Origin of the sequence: Paraburkholderia kururiensis JCM 10599 = LMG 19447 (genome assembly GCF_003986935.1) — a bacterium.
GTDB lineage: Bacteria > Pseudomonadota > Gammaproteobacteria > Burkholderiales > Burkholderiaceae > Paraburkholderia > Paraburkholderia kururiensis.
This window is the reverse complement of the sequence record NZ_RJZE01000006.1, coordinates 58,296-74,989: the sequence shown is the minus strand read 5'-3', so window position 1 is coordinate 74,989 and position 16,694 is coordinate 58,296. Positions and strand designations below refer to the sequence as shown.

General features: G+C 65.7%; 14 protein-coding genes. 6 read left to right on the top strand and 8 right to left on the bottom strand.

The annotated features are described in order from the left end of the window. The first annotated feature begins 71 nt into the window (after positions 1 to 71). Positions 72 to 593, top strand: a complete 522-nt coding sequence (locus tag PKKP23_RS08755) for a GNAT family N-acetyltransferase (protein WP_126876615.1) — start codon at positions 72 to 74, stop codon at positions 591 to 593. A gap of 35 nt (positions 594 to 628) precedes the next feature. Here the strand turns inward: PKKP23_RS08755 and PKKP23_RS08750 are convergent, their stop codons facing one another. The 3 genes from PKKP23_RS08750 to PKKP23_RS08740 all read right to left on the bottom strand — a co-directional run bounded on the left by PKKP23_RS08750 (position 629) and on the right by PKKP23_RS08740 (position 2,830). Further along, complete coding sequence (locus PKKP23_RS08750) at positions 629 to 1,555, bottom strand: cytochrome c oxidase assembly protein (protein WP_126876614.1); 927 nt, start codon at positions 1,553 to 1,555, stop codon at positions 629 to 631. A 24-nt stretch (positions 1,556 to 1,579) separates the two neighbouring features. After that, positions 1,580 to 2,056, bottom strand: coding sequence for a copper chaperone PCu(A)C (locus tag PKKP23_RS08745; protein ID WP_126876726.1), 477 nt, complete (start codon positions 2,054 to 2,056; stop codon positions 1,580 to 1,582). 75 nt (positions 2,057 to 2,131) lie between these two features. After that, on the bottom strand, positions 2,132 to 2,830 hold the full coding sequence (locus PKKP23_RS08740; protein WP_420873208.1) for an SCO family protein: 699 nt from the start codon (positions 2,828 to 2,830) through the stop codon (positions 2,132 to 2,134). Positions 2,831 to 3,305: 475 nt separating this feature from the next. On the opposite strand from PKKP23_RS08740, the gene otsB reads away from it, so the two are divergent. Both otsB and otsA read left to right on the top strand, forming a co-directional pair. Continuing rightward, positions 3,306 to 4,058 carry a trehalose-phosphatase gene (gene otsB / locus PKKP23_RS08735; protein WP_017774695.1) on the top strand — a complete coding sequence of 251 codons (753 nt, stop codon included), beginning with the start codon at positions 3,306 to 3,308 and terminating at the stop codon, positions 4,056 to 4,058. Positions 4,059 to 4,137: 79 nt separating this feature from the next. Next, complete coding sequence (gene otsA / locus PKKP23_RS08730; protein ID WP_126876612.1) at positions 4,138 to 5,595, top strand: alpha,alpha-trehalose-phosphate synthase (UDP-forming); 1,458 nt, start codon at positions 4,138 to 4,140, stop codon at positions 5,593 to 5,595. A 58-nt stretch (positions 5,596 to 5,653) separates the two neighbouring features. On the opposite strand, the gene PKKP23_RS08725 is transcribed toward otsA, so the two are convergent. Then, positions 5,654 to 7,489, bottom strand: a complete 1,836-nt coding sequence (locus PKKP23_RS08725) for an ABC transporter ATP-binding protein (protein WP_126876611.1) — start codon at positions 7,487 to 7,489, stop codon at positions 5,654 to 5,656. Positions 7,490 to 8,181: 692 nt separating this feature from the next. Here PKKP23_RS08725 and PKKP23_RS08720 point away from each other — a divergent pair. Together PKKP23_RS08720 and PKKP23_RS08715 are read left to right on the top strand one after the other, a co-directional pair. After that, a complete protein-coding gene (locus PKKP23_RS08720; protein ID WP_026121411.1) occupies positions 8,182 to 9,246 on the top strand; it encodes a glycosyltransferase family 4 protein in 1,065 nt (354 codons plus the stop codon). A gap of 232 nt (positions 9,247 to 9,478) precedes the next feature. After that, complete coding sequence (locus tag PKKP23_RS08715; RefSeq protein ID WP_126876610.1) at positions 9,479 to 10,369, top strand: hypothetical protein; 891 nt, start codon at positions 9,479 to 9,481, stop codon at positions 10,367 to 10,369. 16 nt (positions 10,370 to 10,385) lie between these two features. Here the strand turns inward: PKKP23_RS08715 and gudD are convergent, their stop codons facing one another. Beyond that, positions 10,386 to 11,744 (bottom strand): glucarate dehydratase, encoded by a 1,359-nt coding sequence (gene gudD / locus PKKP23_RS08710; protein ID WP_126876609.1) that lies wholly within the window; start codon positions 11,742 to 11,744, stop codon positions 10,386 to 10,388. Between the two features lie 127 nt (positions 11,745 to 11,871). After that, positions 11,872 to 13,323, bottom strand: a complete 1,452-nt coding sequence (locus PKKP23_RS08705) for an MFS transporter (protein WP_126876608.1) — start codon at positions 13,321 to 13,323, stop codon at positions 11,872 to 11,874. 252 nt (positions 13,324 to 13,575) lie between these two features. On the opposite strand from PKKP23_RS08705, the gene PKKP23_RS08700 reads away from it, so the two are divergent. Beyond that, complete coding sequence (locus PKKP23_RS08700) at positions 13,576 to 14,352, top strand: FadR/GntR family transcriptional regulator (protein WP_126876607.1); 777 nt, start codon at positions 13,576 to 13,578, stop codon at positions 14,350 to 14,352. Positions 14,353 to 14,422: 70 nt separating this feature from the next. On the opposite strand, the gene kdgD is transcribed toward PKKP23_RS08700, so the two are convergent. Then, entirely contained in the window at positions 14,423 to 15,370 is a 948-nt protein-coding gene (gene kdgD / locus PKKP23_RS08695) for a 5-dehydro-4-deoxyglucarate dehydratase (protein ID WP_233425701.1), read from the bottom strand. Positions 15,371 to 15,494: 124 nt separating this feature from the next. Next, complete coding sequence (locus PKKP23_RS08690; RefSeq protein ID WP_026121414.1) at positions 15,495 to 16,487, bottom strand: LacI family DNA-binding transcriptional regulator; 993 nt, start codon at positions 16,485 to 16,487, stop codon at positions 15,495 to 15,497. Positions 16,488 to 16,694: the final 207 nt, after the last annotated feature.

Below are 16,694 nucleotides of genomic sequence, written 5' to 3'. Positions count from 1 at the left end.
CCCAGGTGGCTCTGCCCATCGCCCGGTGAGCGCGGCATAATCGCGTATTCCCGCAGCGTGACGAACGTCCCATGGCCGAGCAACCGAGCATCCCCGAGTTTGCGCATGTCGAATGGCGCTGGAAAGCATTCGACGACCTCACGACCGTCGAGGTCTACGACATGCTGGCCGCCCGCGCGGCGGTATTCGTGATGGAGCAGAACTGTCTGTACGGCGACATCGATGGTCTCGATACCACCGCATGGCACCTCTTTGCCTACAGCGCCAAGGCGAACGACGCAGCGGACGGCACCGCGAAGGGCGGCCGTCCGAAGCTTGCCGGTTATCTGCGCGTGCTGTTGCCCGATGCGTCCGATCCCGACATCCGCATCGGCCGGGTGCTCACGACGGCGCCGTTTCGTGGCATCAAGCTCGGCAACGCGATGCTGGACCGTGCGCTCTTTCATATTCGCGTGCAGTGGCCGGGCGTGCCGATTCGCCTGCACGCGCAGGCGCATCTGCAGAAGTTCTATGGCGCCTTCGGCTTCGAGCCGATCTCCGAGATTCACGAGGAAGACGGCATTCCGCACGTCTGGATGCGCTCTGCGGCTTGAGCGCATCGCTTGAGCGCTGCCTCGCGCCGCGACTTTCAGGCGCTGCTTTTCGCCGTCTTTCCGCTCGCCGCGCCGGCTTGCTTGCCGGTGATGCCGCCGCCGACGTCGCCGTCATGACGCGCCGGTATTGCCGTTCCGACTCGCTCCTCGCGCAGCCGCGCACGCGCCGATAGCCGCATCCAGTGCCGCAGGGCGAGCACGGCGCCAAGCACGCTCATCATCGATCCCGGAATCCACAGCAGCAGCCCGCCGATCTGCTGATCGCGCAGCGGGCTGAGCCACGTGAATGCGCGTCCGCAGATCGAGTAGATCGGATAAAGCTCGCGCGGCGAAAAGAAGATGAACGCGCCGAGCACGATCTGCGGCGGAATCGCGGCAATCACGATCAGCACGCGCCGCCCCGGCGAGAGCCGCGCGGGCGGCGCGGGCCGCGAGTCGAGCACGAGCCACCAGAACATCAGGCCGTCGATCACCATGCTCCAGTTCATGACGCGATAGAGCCGCCAGTCGAGCATCGCCATGAAATGGATCGGCGAGAGCAGCCAGAAATAGATGAGCCCCACGAACAGCACGACCGCGACGACCGGATGCATCAAGACGTCCACGACGGCCCGCACGGGGCGCGCCGCGAGCGCCGGTCGCACGAAGCGCTGCCGCCACACGAACGGAATGCCGGCACGCAAAGCCGCGCCCGGGTAGGCAAGGGCAATGAAGAACGGCCCGAGGTGATGCAGCACGAGATGCTGCGCGCGGTGCATGAAAAACTCGTGCTCGAAGAAGTAGTCGAGCCGCGTATGCAGCGCGACGTAGAGCCCGGTGAGGCCGAGCCAGAACGACAAGCAGCGCGCGAACGACACGCGGGCCTTGCGCTGCCCGCGCACGAAGAGCACCGCCGCGACGGCGATGGCGATCACCACCGTCGGCGACGGCTCCCAGGGTTCGAGCCAGTAGAGCAGATTCATCACGATGTCAGCCGAGCCTGGCGTTCACTGCACGCCCGCGGGTGGCTTCACAGCAAACGCGGTGTCGAGCGTTTCGCCGTCCGAGAACTTTAGCTTCAGATGCACGGTGCTGCCCGGCATGATCTTGTGCGAGGCGTCCTCGAGCATGAGGTGATAGCCGCCCGGTGCGATCGCTACCGAACCGTGCGCGGGCACCGTCAGCTTGTCGACCATCACCATCTTTTGGGTCGAGCCGTTCGACACCGTCTGGTGCAGCATCGCGCTGCCGTAGTCGTCGCTCGAGATGCCGACGAGGTCGACCGGCTTGTCGCCGTCGTTGGCAAGCGTGACGTAGCCGGCCGCCGGCAGGTTGTTGGGTAGCCAGCGCACCCAGGCGTTGCGCGCGGTGACGGCGTGAGCGTCGGCTGCCATGGCCGGGGCGCCGCTGACGACGGTCGCGAGCAGCGCGGCAAACGTGGCGGCGCGAACGTGGGAAGCGAGCAATGAATGGCGGATCGACATGGCGAAGTGAGCAGGCAAATGAGTGGGCTTCAGTTGAGTTGAACGGGAACGGAGCGAAGGCAGAACCGGGGCCGGCTACGACGTGGAATCGATCACGCGCCGCACGTCGTGGGCGATGGCATCGGGCGAGTCCTGATCGGTGGCGATGAGCCGGGCGTGCCCTTGCGCATCGAACACGTAGACCGCGGAACTGTGCGTGACCTCGTAGTCGCCGTTGGGATCGCGCTTTTCCATCTGGTAGGCCACGCGATAACGCTGCGCGATGGATTCGATCTGGCCGTCGGTGCCGGTGAGGCCGCGTGCGTGCTCGGCATCGAAGGCGCCGACGTAGTCGTGCAGCGCGCGCGCCGTGTCGCGGGCCGGATCCACGGTCACGAACAGAATGCGCACTTTCTGCGCATCGGGGCCCAGCTTGCCCATCACCTGCATGAGCCGCGCCATCGTCTCGGGGCAGACATCGGGGCAGTGCGTGTAGCCGAAGTACAGGAGCACCGTTTGTCCGCGGAATGCCTGCGCGGACGTGGGCCGGCCGTCGTCGCCGGTCAGCGAAAACGTGAGGTCGGGCAGATGCCCGCTCACATTCGTGAGCTGCCACGGCTCGTTGTCGTGCGAGCACGCAGCGAGACCTGCGAGCGCCGCAGCGAGCACGAGAGATGCTACGACTCTGTACCGGCGCGGCGGCTGGGGCAGAGAATCTGGGCGGCGGTTGGCGTCCAGTTTGTTTCGAGGTGCAAAGTTGGGGAACAAAGGCTTGTCCGGAAGTTCGATCTTCAGTGCACCGCGGCAGTTGTCCGGCCTTGGCCCGCGATGCGGCTGCGCTTGGGCTGGCTGATGTGAATGGCGGCGCGCAACGACGCTGTGCGATGACGCAATGAACGCGGCGGGTGCCAGTGCGACGGCTTGCCGCGCCCTGGCTGGGACTCTAGCAAAAACGGCTCCGCGCTGCCTTGCAGTGCCCTTTCCGCGCCAGCAAACGCGGGCAATGCAGGAGAAAGCGAGGCAATTTGCCGCAGGCGGGTATGTTGACCGGCGTGAGGCGGAAAGGTCCGCGCAGGCCGATTGTTCGCGATCTGCATGGAAGCCAACGCTGCCGCGTTCTACCGGCTGTGGCACGTGCGCGGTCGCGTCCGGGCGTCGTCGGACGAAGCGCTTCAGGTTCGCGCCAGGCTTACGTTGTCGAAAAATTGTCTGATGCGCGGTAAGATTCGCTCACTTTTCCGGCGCACGCCGCCGAGAGGCCAGAAACCAGATGCAACTCCTTCCTGCCGTGGTCACCCCCTCCCAGACGGCATTCTTCTTCGACTTTGACGGCACGCTCGTCGAACTGGCGCCTACGCCGGACGGCATTCTGGTGCCGACCGAAATGGTGTCGCTGCTCCATGACCTGCGTCGTCTCTCGCATGGCGCGGTGGCCATCGTGTCGGGGCGCGGCATCGACAGCATCGATTCGTTCCTTGGCATTCCCGACCTGCCCGTGGCGGGCATGCACGGCGCGGAGCGGCGCGACGCGAACGGCGACACCCAGCGCGTCGGCTTCAACGACGAGCGCCTGCTGCGCATGGAGCAGGTGCTCGCGGACGTGGTGAGCCGCAATCCCGGCATGCTGCTCGAGATCAAGGGCGCCGCGCTCGCGCTCCACTATCGCAACGCGCCCGAGCGGGAAGCGGTCGCACGCGCGGCCACCGAACGGCTCGTGGCCGACTATGCAGGCGCCTATGTGCTGCAGCCCGGCAAGATGGTCTACGAGATCAAGCCCAAGGACGTCGACAAGGGCCGCGCGCTGCGCGCTTTCCTCGACGAGCCGCCGTTTGCCGGCCGCACGCCGCTCTTCGCCGGCGACGATCTGACCGACGAGAAGGGCTTCGCCGTGGTCAACGAGCACGGCGGGCTCTCCATCAAGGTTGGCGGCGGCGATACCATCGCCCGCGCGCGAGTCGAGTCGGTCGATTCGCTGCTCGCCTGGCTTGGCTCGATCGTCGCGCACGCCCAGGGCGCGACGTGAGCTTGCGCGCCGCGGTGCGTTCCGGTCTTTGCCGCGCGCCCGCGCCGCTCCATTTGTCTTCGTACGGAACCTGTCTTTCATGAGCCGATTGATCATCGTGTCGAACCGCGTGGCGCCTATTTCGGAGGGCGGACCCGCGGCGGGCGGTCTTGCCGTCGGCGTCTACGATGCGCTCAAGGAAACCGGCGGCATGTGGTTCGGCTGGAGCGGCGACGTGCTTTCGTCGGGACAACTGGAGATTCAGCTCGAAGAGCGCGGTCCCGTGACGTTCGCGACGATCGGCCTCATGAGGCGCGATTACGACCAGTACTACCGGGGCTTTTCGAATGCGACGCTGTGGCCCGCGTTTCACTACCGCGCCGATCTGATCCAGTACGACCGCCACGACTTCGAAGGCTATTGCCGCGTCAACACCTGGCTTGCCCAGCAGCTCGTTCCGCTCCTGCGCCCCGACGACGTGATCTGGGTTCACGACTATCACCTGATTCCGTTCGCGCAGGCCTTGCGCGCGGCCGGCGTGAAGAACCGCATCGGCTTCTTCCTGCACATTCCGTTTCCCGCATCGCAGGTGCTGCTCGCGGTGCCGCCGCATCGTGCGCTCGTGGAGGCACTCTGCGCGTTCGATCTGCTCGGTTTCCAGACGGCGCCCGACCTGCGCGCGTTCTGCGACTACGTCGTGAACGAAGCGGCGGGTGCGGTGGAACTGCGGCTCGACGGTCTCACGACTGTGCGGGCATTCGGCCGCACGCTGCGGGCCGGGGCCTATCCGATCGGCGTCTACCCGGACGAGATTGCGGAACTGGCGAAAGCCGGTGAGCGCGGCAAGCCGGTGCGCACGCTCAAGGCGACGCTGCATTCGCGCAAGGTCATCATGAGCGTGGACCGGCTTGATTACTCGAAAGGGCTCGTGGAACGGTTTCGCGCGTTCGAGCGGTTGATCGACCTCGCGCCGGCACAGCGCAATCAGGTGTCGTTCCTGCAGATCGCCCCGCCCACGCGCGCCGATTTGCACGCCTATCAGGACATCCGGCTGCGGCTCGAAGCCGAATCGGGCCGCATCAATGGGCGCTTCGCCGAACTCGACTGGACGCCTATCCGCTACATCCATCGCCAATACGAGCGGTCCGTGCTGGCGGCACTCTTTCGCGCGTCGCACGTGGGCTACGTCACGCCGCTGCGCGACGGCATGAACCTCGTGGCGAAGGAGTACGTGTCGGCGCAAGACCCGGAGAACCCGGGCGTGCTGGTGCTCTCGCAGTTCGCCGGTGCGGCGCAGGAACTGGGCGGCGCGCTGATCGTGAATCCGTTCGATATCGACGGCATGGCCGACGCGCTCGCCACCGCGCTTGCGATGCCGCTCGAGGAGCGCCAGGCGCGCTATCGGGACATGATGGCGCGACTGCGCGAGAACAACGTCTCGGTGTGGCGCGACAACTTCATGCGCGATCTGGCGCGCGCGGGCGCGAGCGGCGGAGATACTGTGACGCAGGCGGCGAGCGACGGGCCCGCGCCGCAGGTGCCGCTGGCGGCAGAGTAGGGGCTGAGACGGTTGCAGCGTGCCGCTGGCGGGTGAGGCTTGCTGCGGCCCCGCCGCCTCAGGCGACGTGCTTCTCGTTGACCTTCTTGCTGCCCAGATGCAGCGTGGACGTCTTGCCGTACTGTTTGGCGAGCAGGTCGCGATAGAGGCCGGGGCGCTCGCGCAGTTCTTCAGGGCTGCCGTCGTCGATCACCTTGCCCGTGCTCATCACGATGATGCGGTCGAAGTTGTGCAGCGTCGACAGGCGGTGCGCGATGGCGATCACCGTGCGGCCCACCATCAGCCGGTCCAGCGCCTGCTGGATGGCTTCTTCCGACGCGCTGTCGAGCGCGGACGTCGCTTCGTCGAGCAGCAGGATCGGCGCGTCCTTCAGGATGGCGCGTGCGATCGCAATGCGCTGCCGCTGACCGCCGGAGAGCTTCACGCCGCGGTCGCCCACGATCGTGTCGAACCCTTCGGGCATGGCTTCGATGAAGTCGGTGCAGCGCGCCTCGCGCGCCGCCGCGATCACTTCTTCGCGCGTGGCGTCGGGGCGGCCGTAGGCGATGTTCTCGTAGATCGTGCGGTGAAAGAGCGAGATGTCTTGCGGCACGAGCGCAATGGCGTGACGCAGGCTGTCCTGGGTGACCGCGCCGATGTCCTGGCCGTCGATCAGGATGCGGCCGCCCTGTGGGTCGTAGAACCGCTGCAGCAGCGCCAGCACCGTCGATTTGCCCGCTCCGGACTTACCGATCAGGCCCACCCGCTGGCCGGCCTCGATGCGCAGGTCGAAGTGGTCGAGAATCGGCTTGCGCCGTGGATACGCGAACGTCACGCTGTCGAACTCCACGCGCCCGCCGCTGGCCACGAGCGTGGTGGCGTCGTTGCGGTCCGGCATGCCGTGTGGCTCAAGCAGCGTCTGCACGGCTTCGGCAAGCCGCGCGACGTGCTGGGTGACATCGACGAGCGCCACGGCCAGGTCGCGCGTGCCGTGCAGGATCGTGAAGCCGAGCGAACTCACGAGCACGATGTCGCCCGAAGTAGCGCGCCCCTGGTTCCACAGCCACAGCGCCCAGCCGAGCAGTCCTGCCGAGAGCAGCGCGGTGATCACGGCGTGCAGCAGCCGCAGTTTTTCGAGATACAGCAGGCTGTTCTGGCGCGCGTCCATCTCGGCCTTCACGGTCGCGCCAAAGCGCTTCTGCTCGCGCAGCGTCATGCCGAAGGCGCGCACGAGCGCCATGTTGGCGATGACGTCGACGAGTTCGCCGTCCACGGACGCCGCCCGGGTGGCGAACTGGTGGTGGCGCGCGGAGCCGCGGCCCGCCAGCTTGTAGAGGATGATCGAAAGAATCGCCGAGCACAGCAGCAGGCCGCCCGCCATCAGCGGATTGACCGTGATGATCATGACGATCGCGCCCATCACCGCAATGCAGGGCGGCAGGACGTTCCAGGCCATCGTGTTCTCGGCCGTGTAGACGGCGTTCGAGGTTGCCGTGATGCGGCTCGCGAGCGTACCGGGCTGCTTTTCGGCGTAGTAGGTGGGCGAGTGGCCGCTCAGGTACTGAAACAGGTCGCGGCGCAGGTCGCCCGTCACCGCGACGAAAGTGTGGGCAGCAACCCAGCCGCCTACGCGCCACAGCAGGTTGTCGGCGGCGATCAGCCCGACGAGGATCGCGAACGCGCCCCACAGCGGCCCCGGATGGTTGCGCCCCGCGCCCAGCACGTCGATCAGATGCTTGATGGCGTACTGGGAGGCGAGCGCGCAGGCCACGGCCGCAAACACGCTGGCGAGCACGATGGCATGCGCGAGCGGATGGCGGCGGATGAAGCGGAAGAGGAACGCGAGCGGCCGGTGCGCATAGCTCGCGAGCTTTGCGTTGTGGGCGTTACGCTGGGCAGTGGTCAAATGTTCCAATTGAGCGTGTCGTCGGTCAGCAACGGGTGGTTGGCTACGCGGCCGGGTTGCGGAGATGCCGCAACGGCGAGTGACGGCGAGAGCGGATAGGCGTTCCGGCATTTTAAACGTGCATGCCGCGCTCCGCTGTACGGTTTGCCGCATGGGCCGCGCATCATAGCGCGACAGAACGGCGGGGTGCATGCCTCGTCGACCCGTTGTTGCTGCGGTGGTTCAACGCGGATCACAGCGGCAATTAACGTTACAATTACAGATTGCATTCGGTCTCGGCGCCGGGAGTGGAGCAAGGGGCGCGCCGGCTGGTTCGATGCTCTGCGAAAAGCCCTTCGAAGGGTGGTGGCAACGGCTGCCGCGAAAGCGTTCCAATCTAGAAGTGTCTTAGAAAACAATGGGTTGCAAAGTGTTTCGGCTTTGTAACAACGTAAAGTATTTGAAATGTTGACCTCGGCCGAATTGTTGCAGCGCGGATAATACGATCCGCCTGGCCGGCAAATTACAGAATTTTGAAGAACTGTCAACGCCAGTTCTTTCTGAACGTTTACCGCCGGTGTACCGTCCTGCCATGAAGGCAGGCGGGTGCTGCCGGGAATGGGGCTTGCTGCCGGGGATGGCCCGCGCGGTCCATAGCGGTGGCCAATCAGTCAACCTGCAGTATTTTTGCCCGATTTATTACGAGGAAGGAGTTCACCACTATGCGAATCGCTCAAATCGCTCCGTTGCACGAGGCGGTTCCTCCCAAGCTGTATGGCGGCACGGAACGGGTGGTGTCCTACCTGACCGAAGCGCTCGTCGAACAAGGCCACGACGTGACGCTGTTCGCAAGCGGCGACTCGCAAACTTCCGCAAAGCTCGAAGCCTTCTGGCCGCAGGCGTTGCGCCTCGACCCCACCATTCGTGACACGGTCGCGCCGCACATGCTGCTGCTCGAAGAGGTGCGCCGCCGTGCCGATGAGTTCGACGTGCTGCACTTCCACATCGACTATTACCCGTTCTCGCTGTTCTCGCGCCAGCCGGTGCCGTTCGTCACCACGATGCACGGCCGCCTCGACCTGCCCGAACTGCAACCCGTGTTCAGCACGTTCAATGACGTGCCGGTGGTGTCGATTTCCGATAACCAGCGCATTCCGCTGCCGCAGGCGAAGTGGATGCAGACCGTCTATCACGGCCTGCCCGACAACCTGCTCACGCCGCGTACCGACACCCAGCCGAGCTACCTCGCGTTTCTCGGCCGCATTTCGCCGGAAAAGCGTCTCGATACGGCGATCCGCATCGCCGAGCAGGCCGGCATGCCGCTGAAGGTCGCCGCCAAGCTCGACAAGGCCGACCGCGCCTACTACGACGAAGTGATCAAGCCGCTAATGGCGCTGCCGCACGTCGAGTACATCGGCGAGATCAGCGAAGCCGAGAAGGCCGAGTTCCTGGGCGGCGCGCACGCGCTGCTGTTCCCGATCGACTGGCCGGAGCCCTTCGGTCTCGTGATGATCGAGGCAATGGCCTGCGGCACACCGGTGATCGCGTTCAAGCGCGGCTCGGTGCCGGAAGTGATCGAGAACGGCGTATCGGGCTTCGTCGTGGAAGACGAGATCAGCGCCGTCGCAGCCGTTAAGCGCCTGTCGAGCCTGCCGCGCGAGAACGTGCGCAAGGCGTTCGAAGCGCGCTTCTCGTCGAAGGTCATGGCGAAGAACTACGTGGCCGTGTACGAAGAACTGCTGCGCCAGAAGCGTCGCACGGTGCTGCGCGAAGTCGCCGCCGGCTGATTGTCAGCGCGCGCAGGCGCGTTCTGAGTGGCTTGATGCAGTCATCAAGCCGCCGCGAACAACGCCCCGTTTGCCTCCGGCAACGGGGCGTTGTTGCATCTGCGCCGCACCGCGCGTGCGGAAAGCATCGCGAAAGGTGTTTTTCGGCACACGAGGAATGAGGCGCCATCCCAATGTCCCTATAATGGCCGTGCCGCAAAAATGCGGCGCCGCACACGACAGGAGAATGGCCTTGACGAGAACGAAACAGACGCGCGCGAACGCGGCGCCCGGCGCGGGCACGCTCTTCGCACTGCGCGCCATCGGTCTCGTGATCCTGGTCCGCTGGCTGTTCTCGATGTCGGAGATGCATCTGCTCTCCGCACTTGCCGCCATGGCGTCGTCGCCGTGGGCCTGCATCAATCTCGTCTTCCTGTTCCTGCTGATCTTTTTGCCCGGCGCGCGGGCTCGCGCGGAGCGTCCGTTTCACCCGCTGCCCCAATGGCTGCGTCAAGCGCTGCGGCTCTTCGCCTTTCTCGGCTTCGTCTTTGCCGTCTGGACCGTGGGCGCGTTCGTGTGGACCGCCGGATGGCGCCGCGCCCTTCTCGCCGTGGCCGAGACGAACGGCTGGCTCGTGGCGGCGCCTACGCTGTATGCCGTCGTACTGTGGATTTGCCGGCCGCGTGCACTGTGGAGAACCAACGTCGCCGCGCGTCGATTTGCGATTGGCCGCTACGCGGTGTCGCTCGATGGAACGACACGTACCGCGGTGGTCTGGGCCGAAAGCCGCAAGATCGGGCAATACGATGCGCGCGAACTCTCGGTGCGCTGGCCCCAGACGGCCCAGACGGCCACAACCGCTTCTGCGCCCAGTGCATCGATTTCACCCTTCGCCGCAGGCGCGGATGTTCCCGATCCGGATGCCGTTCCAGCCGGTTCGGGTTCTGCGCTTCCCGGCGCGGCGCGCACTGCGCCGAATCGGGCAAGCCTTGCGGGCTGGGGGCGCTGGCCGAGAGTCGAATTGCTGTGGGATTCGCCGGCTGCGGCGGGCCATAACCGGCAGACGGTTTTCCGCGTCCCGCTCGTTACCGAGCGGGACCGCATCGCCGCCCGCGCGCTCGACGCCACATTGAAGCAGGCGTAATCGCGCGCGGCGGGCGTTACGCGCCGCGTACGAGGCAAGGGCGTTTGTTATCGAAGGTCCAGTTCGGGATCAGGTACTGCATCGCGACGCTGTCGTCGCGGGCGCCCAGGCCGTGCTGTTTGTACAGTTCGTGCGCCTTCGCCACTTCATCCATGTCGAGCTCGATGCCGAGCCCGGCGCGCTGCGGCACCGTCACGTTGCCACCCACGATCTTCAGCGGATCACGTGTAAGGCGCTGCCCGTCCTGCCAGATCCAGTGCGTATCGATCGCGGTGATCTTGCCGGGCGCCGCGGCCGCGACGTGCGTGAACATGGCGAGCGAAACGTCGAAGTGGTTGTTCGAGTGCGAGCCCCACGTGAGCCCCCAGTCATTGCACATCTGCGCCACGCGCACCGAACCCTGCATGGTCCAGAAATGCGGGTCGGCGAGCGGAATGTCCACCGACTGAAGCTGGATGGCGTGACCCATCTGGCGCCAGTCCGTGGCGATCATGTTGGTGGCCGTGCGCAGGCCCGTCGCGCGGCGGAATTCGGCCATGACCTCCCGGCCCGAGTAGCCGTTTTCGGCGCCGCACGGATCTTCGGCGTAGGCGAGCACGTCGTGCTGGTCGCGGCACAGGCGGATTGCCTCGGCGAGGGACCAGGCGCCGTTCGGATCGAGCGTGATGCGCGCGTGCGGAAAGCGTTCGGCGAGCGCGGTGACGGCCGCGATCTCTTCGTCGCCGCGCAGCACGCCGCCTTTCAGCTTGAAGTCGTTGAAACCGTAGCGCGCGTGCGCCGCTTCCGCGAGGCGCACCACCGTTTCCGGCGTGAGCGCAGCCTCGTGACGCAGGCGCGTCCAGTCATCGGTGGCATCGGCGCCTTCGGAATAGGGCAGGTCGGTCTTGCGGCGATCGCCGATATAGAACAGGTAGCCCAGCATCTCCACCTCGTCGCGCTGCTGGCCTTCGCCGAGCAGTGCCGCGACCGGCACGCCGAGGTGCTGGCCCAGCAGGTCGAGCAGCGCCGCTTCGAGCGCGGTGACGGCGTGAATCGTGGTGCGCAGGTCGAAGGTTTGCAAGCCACGGCCGCCTGCGTCGCGGTCGGCAAAGCGCCGGCGCATTTCGTTCAGCACATTGTTGAAGGCGCCGATGGGCTGGCCCACCACGAGCGGGCGCGCATCGTCGATGGTCTGGCGGATTTTTTCACCACCCGGCACTTCGCCCACGCCCGTATGTCCGGCGCTGTCCTTGAGGATTACCAGGTTTCGCGTGAAGAACGGGCCGTGCGCACCGCTCAGGTTCAAGAGCATGCTGTCGCGGCCGGCGACGGGAATGACCTGGAGGTCAGTGACGCGCGGCGCGTCGGTGGGGCGCAGGGAATCGGAAGCGTTCATGGTCAGATGCAGTGGGGTGAAAAAACGCCGGAGCAGCGAGTGAGGCACAGAAGCGTGGCGGCGTACGGCAGGGCTGCCACGCGGCAAAGACAGCAGTGGGGTGCGCGACGTGACGTGAGGCGCAACATCATGCCGAAGCGATCAGCGAGTGTTTGAGTTCGACGCGGCGAATTTCGCCCACCACGAACAGATAACAGCCGACGGCCACGAGCGCGTTGGCGCCTACGAACACGAGCGCGGCCGCAAACGAGCCGGTGCCCTGCACGAGGTAACCGATGACGATCGGCGTCGTGATGCCCGCCGTGTTGCCGAACGTATTGAAGAGGGCGCCGCACAGGCCGCTCGCTTCCTTGGGCGCCGTATCGGCAACCACGGCCCAGCCGAGCGCGCCCACGCCCTTACCGAAGAACGCGAGCGCCATGATCGCGACGATGAGCCACTGCGTGTCGACGTAGTTGCACGCGATCATCGCGGTCGAGAGCAGCATGCCGGCCACGATCGGCACCTTGCGCGCGAAGGTCGTCGAATGGCCGCGACGCAGCAGCGCGTCGGAGATCACGCCGCCCAGCACGCCGCCGAGGAACCCGCAGATCGCCGGAATCGCCGCGACGAATCCCGCCTTCAGGATCGACATGTGCCGCTCCTGGACGAGGTAGATGGGAAACCACGTGAGGAAGAAGTACGTGATCGTGGTGATGCAGTACTGGCCGATGAAGACGCCAAGCAGCATGCGGCTCGCGAGCATCTCCTTGAGGCACGCGCCCACTTTCACGCGCGGCGCGGGCCGCGCTGTGGCCGCAGTGCCGCGCTGCCGGTCGAGATCCACGAGCGCACCGCCTTCTTCGATGTAGCGCAGCTCTGCTTCATTGATCAACGGATGCTCGCGCGGCGTGTAGACCGTCTTCATCCAGAGGGCGGCGATCAGAATGCCGAGCAGACCCATCACCGTGAACACGTGCGGCCAGCCGAAGGCGTGCGTGATCCAGCCCATGATGGGCGCGAACAGCACCGTGGCGAAGTATTGGGCCGAATTGAAGATGGCGGCCGCGGTGCCCCGCTCGGCGGTCGGGAACCACGTGGCCACCACACGGCTGTTGCCCGGGAAAGAGGGCGCTTCGGCTGCGCCGACGAGAAAGCGCAGCGCAAAGAGCGCCGCGACCGCGGTGCCCACGGCGAGCCCGGCCACCCAGCCTTGCATCATGGTGAGCACCGACCAGAAGAAGATGCTGAGCGCGTAGGTGCGCTTCGAGCCGAACCGGTCGAGCAGCCAGCCACCTGGCAGTTGCGCGATCACATAAGCCCATGCGAATGCCGAAAAGATGTAGCCCATCGAGACGGGCGTGAGGCCCAGCGCGTGTTCCATCGCCGTGCCGGTGATGGAAAGCGTGGCGCGGTCGGCATAGTTGAGCGTCGTCACGACGAACAGCATGAGCACGATCAGGTGACGAGCGCGCGTGCGCCGTGCGTCGCTCCGCGCGCTTGCCGCGCTTGCTGCGCTTACGTTCGCGCCGGACGGCTGCTGAACGATGGCGGATGCCGTTTCTGCCGAAGCGCCGATACGTTTGTTGAATTCAGTCATGACGAAGGACCGGAACCGGAAGGGACTGCTGGCGGTGGATTGCCGCGGTTGGGCGGACGCGAGCCGATCTTGGGAATACGACGACGGCCGGCGCTCGAGAGCTGGATCGGAATCCATATCATCAGTCATCAGATGACATGTGACGCAGTATAATGAACTCAGCTTTGAGAGACCTACCCCGCGTTAACCCTTAAACGAGCCTTGGACCGGACAGCATTCGCCTGCCGGTCTGTCGCGAGGATTTTGCCCATCATGTCTGCGCCTACCGTGCCGCCGCCCGCCAGCCCAGCGGGAGTTTCGCCCCGCCGTCGCGTGCGCAGCCTTGCCCAGGAAGTCGTCGACGCGCTCACGGCGCAGATCGAGGCCGGCACGCTGCGCCCAGGCGACAAACTGCCGACGGAAACCGAAGTCATGCTGGCTCAAGGCGTGAGCCGGACGGTGGTGCGCGAGGCAATCTCGCGGTTGCAGGCAAGCGGTCTGGTCGAGACACGGCATGGCATTGGCAGCTTCGTGCTGGAGCGCGCGAGCCGGCCGGTGGGTATCGATCCGGCCACCATCACGACGATTCGCGACGTGCTCGCCATTCTCGAACTGCGCATCAGCCTCGAAAGCGAATGCGCGAGTCTCGCGGCCCAGCGCGCTACGCCGGCGGACCTGGCCGCGCTGAGGCGTGCGCTCGACGCTATTTCAGCCGCGGCAAAATCCGGCGGCGAAACCGCGACGCTCGACTACGCGTTTCACCTGCAGATTGCAAAAGCCACGGGCAACCGCTATTTCGTCGACATCATGTCGCAGTTGGGCACGACGCTGATTCCGCGCACGCGCCTGAATTCGGCGAGCTTCGCGGAGGACGATGCCGACCGTTATGCCGCGCGCCTCGGGCAGGAGCACGAGGACATCTACGAAGCGATTGCGCGGCGCGACCAGGAGGCGGCGCGCGCCGCGATGCGAACTCACCTCGCCAAAAGCCGGGAGCGGCTGCGCCGTGCCCACGAGGCGGCCGAGCAGGCAGGCGGCGATTCGCTTTAATTCCCGATTGAATGTTTGCCTGCGCGCCGCCGGGGCACAACCGGCGGCGCCTGGCGCGTGCCGTTACTCGTTACTGCGCGCCAACCGATTTGATGAGCGCGTCGAGCTTCGCGCACTCTTCTTCGGTGAGGTCGGTGAGCGGTGCGCGCACCGGACCCGCGTCGTGGCCCACCAGTCGCGCGCCGGCCTTGACGATGCTCACGGCGTAGCCCGCACGGCGGTTGCGGATTTCCAGATACGGCAGGAAGAACTGGTCCAGCAGACGGCCAGCGGTCGCGTGATCGTCGTTGGCGATCGCCTGGTAGAACTCGACGGCCGTTTTCGGGATGAAGTTGAACACCGCCGACGAATACACGGGCACACCAAGCGCCTTGTACGCCGCTGCGTAGACTTCCGCCGTAGGCAGGCCGCCCAGATACGTGAAGCGGTCGCCCAGCTTGCGGCGGATCGTGACCATCAATTCGATGTCGCCGATGCCGTCCTTGAAGCCGACCAGGTTCGGGCAGCGGTCAGCAAGGCGCGCCAGCGTGTCGGCCTGCAGACGGCACGCGCCGCGGTTGTACACCACCACGCCGAAGTTCACCGACTTGCACACCGCCTCCACGTGGGCCGCGAGGCCTTCCTGCGACGCTTCCGTGAGGTAGTGCGGCAGCAGCAGCACGCCTTGCGCACCCACGCGCTCGGCTTCGCGCGCGAACGCGATGGCGGTGCGCGTCGGGCCGCCGGCGCCGGCGAGAATCGGCACCTTGTTGCGGCAGGTTTCGACCGCGGTGCGGATGATGTCCGTGAACTCGCCCGGCTGGAGCGAGAAGAACTCGCCGGTGCCGCCTGCGGCGAAGAGCGCGCTCGCGCCATAGGGCGCAAGCCATTCGAGGCGCGCCGCGTAGGTGTCCGGGCGGAAATCGCCATTGGCGTCGAAGTCGGTGACGGGGAACGACAGCAGGCCCGAAGAAAGGACTGTCTTCAGCTCTTGAGGGGTCATGGTGGACGTGCGCTGCGCGCGGTTCGTTGTAGACATCGGTCATCGTACAACATCAATCGGGCGAGCGGCAACGCTTTTCATTAAAGGCGCTACCGGGCGAACGTGTGACTTGCGCGACGTTCAGCCCGCCATGCCTCGGGTCGCGTCTTCAGGCGCGTCCTCAATTGCGCCGGATGGTCGATTCGCGCACGATCAGGCGCGGCTCGAATGTTGCGTAGCCGCTTTCGCGCTTGCCGGCGAGCGCCTCGAGCAGCTTCTGCATGGCCAGCTCACCCATCTTTTCGCTCTGGATATCGACCGTGGTGAGGGCGGGCGACGCGTATTCGCCATACGGCACGTTGTCGATGCCCGTGACGGATACGTCCTGCGGCAGCCGGAACCCGAGCGAGGCCGCTTCCTTCATGAAGCCGAGCGCGATCAGGTCGTTGTAGCAGATCACCGCGTCGGGCCGGGACGGACCCAGCATCACCGACGAACAGGCCCGCTCGCCCGCCTGCGCCGTGGGCGCATGCGCGTCGTACACCTCGAGCGTGAGACCCGCCTCGGCGAGGCATTCGCGCGCGCCGCGAATCCGCTCGTCGTTGACGCGCGCCTGGCCGAAGCCGAGGTACGCCACGTGCCGGTGCCCCTGATTCACGAGATGGCGCGCCAGCATGTAGGTGGCCAGATGATTGTCGATGCCCACGCTCGGAATCTGCAGATGCGGACTGCGCCGCAGCAGCACCACGGGTTTGTTGAGTTCGAGCATCCAGTCCGACGCTTCGTCGGGCATACGCGAACTCACGATCAGGCCGTCGACGCGCAGCGCCAGGGCCTCGATGAGCGGCCGCTCGCGCGCCTGGTTTTCTTCGGTATCCACCAGCAGCAGCGTGTAGTCGTGCTGCAGCGCGACCCGGTTCGCGCCTTTCACGATGTTCGTGAAGTGCGGGTTGGAGATATCGAGAACCGTGAGACCGATGGTGCGCGTCTTGCCGGTGATCATGGAGCGCGCGAGCGGATTCGAGCGGTAGCCGAGCGCCTCGATGGCAGCCTTCAGCCGGGCTTCTACCGGCGCGGAAAAGCGCTGCGCGCCGTTCATGTACTTCGAGACGGTGGCAACGGAGACACCCGCTGCGGCGGCGACATCACGGATGGTAGGGGACGATTTCTTCATCGGTGGAGGTAACGTTTTCTCGAATTGTTAACTGCATTTTCGCGGAAGACGGCCTCTGCTGTCACTCACCTGCTCGTACCGATGTCGTTTTGCCGTCGCGCATGCGCTTCTTTTGCTCGCCGGACTTGACGAAGCGGCGATCCCTGGTTCGCGGTAGGGCCGGATTGACTCGCTCACCGCACCACCTTATTATCGGGAAAACGTTTT

What these genes read in the sequence shown, in the direction of transcription:
- PKKP23_RS08700 (WP_126876607.1), top strand. Translation starts at nt 13,576, where the DNA reads ATGTCTGCGCCTACCGTGCCGCCGCCCGCCAGCCCAGCGGGAGTTTCG.
- PKKP23_RS08690 (WP_026121414.1), bottom strand. Translation starts at nt 16,487, where the DNA reads ATGAAGAAATCGTCCCCTACCATCCGTGATGTCGCCGCCGCAGCGGGT.
- otsA (WP_126876612.1), top strand. Translation starts at nt 4,138, where the DNA reads ATGAGCCGATTGATCATCGTGTCGAACCGCGTGGCGCCTATTTCGGAG.
- PKKP23_RS08705 (WP_126876608.1), bottom strand. Translation starts at nt 13,323, where the DNA reads ATGACTGAATTCAACAAACGTATCGGCGCTTCGGCAGAAACGGCATCC.
- PKKP23_RS08750 (WP_126876614.1), bottom strand. Translation starts at nt 1,555, where the DNA reads ATGAATCTGCTCTACTGGCTCGAACCCTGGGAGCCGTCGCCGACGGTG.
- PKKP23_RS08755 (WP_126876615.1), top strand. Translation starts at nt 72, where the DNA reads ATGGCCGAGCAACCGAGCATCCCCGAGTTTGCGCATGTCGAATGGCGC.
- PKKP23_RS08745 (WP_126876726.1), bottom strand. Translation starts at nt 2,056, where the DNA reads ATGTCGATCCGCCATTCATTGCTCGCTTCCCACGTTCGCGCCGCCACG.
- gudD (WP_126876609.1), bottom strand. Translation starts at nt 11,744, where the DNA reads ATGAACGCTTCCGATTCCCTGCGCCCCACCGACGCGCCGCGCGTCACT.
- PKKP23_RS08720 (WP_026121411.1), top strand. Translation starts at nt 8,182, where the DNA reads ATGCGAATCGCTCAAATCGCTCCGTTGCACGAGGCGGTTCCTCCCAAG.
- kdgD (WP_233425701.1), bottom strand. Translation starts at nt 15,370, where the DNA reads ATGTCTACAACGAACCGCGCGCAGCGCACGTCCACCATGACCCCTCAA.
- otsB (WP_017774695.1), top strand. Translation starts at nt 3,306, where the DNA reads ATGCAACTCCTTCCTGCCGTGGTCACCCCCTCCCAGACGGCATTCTTC.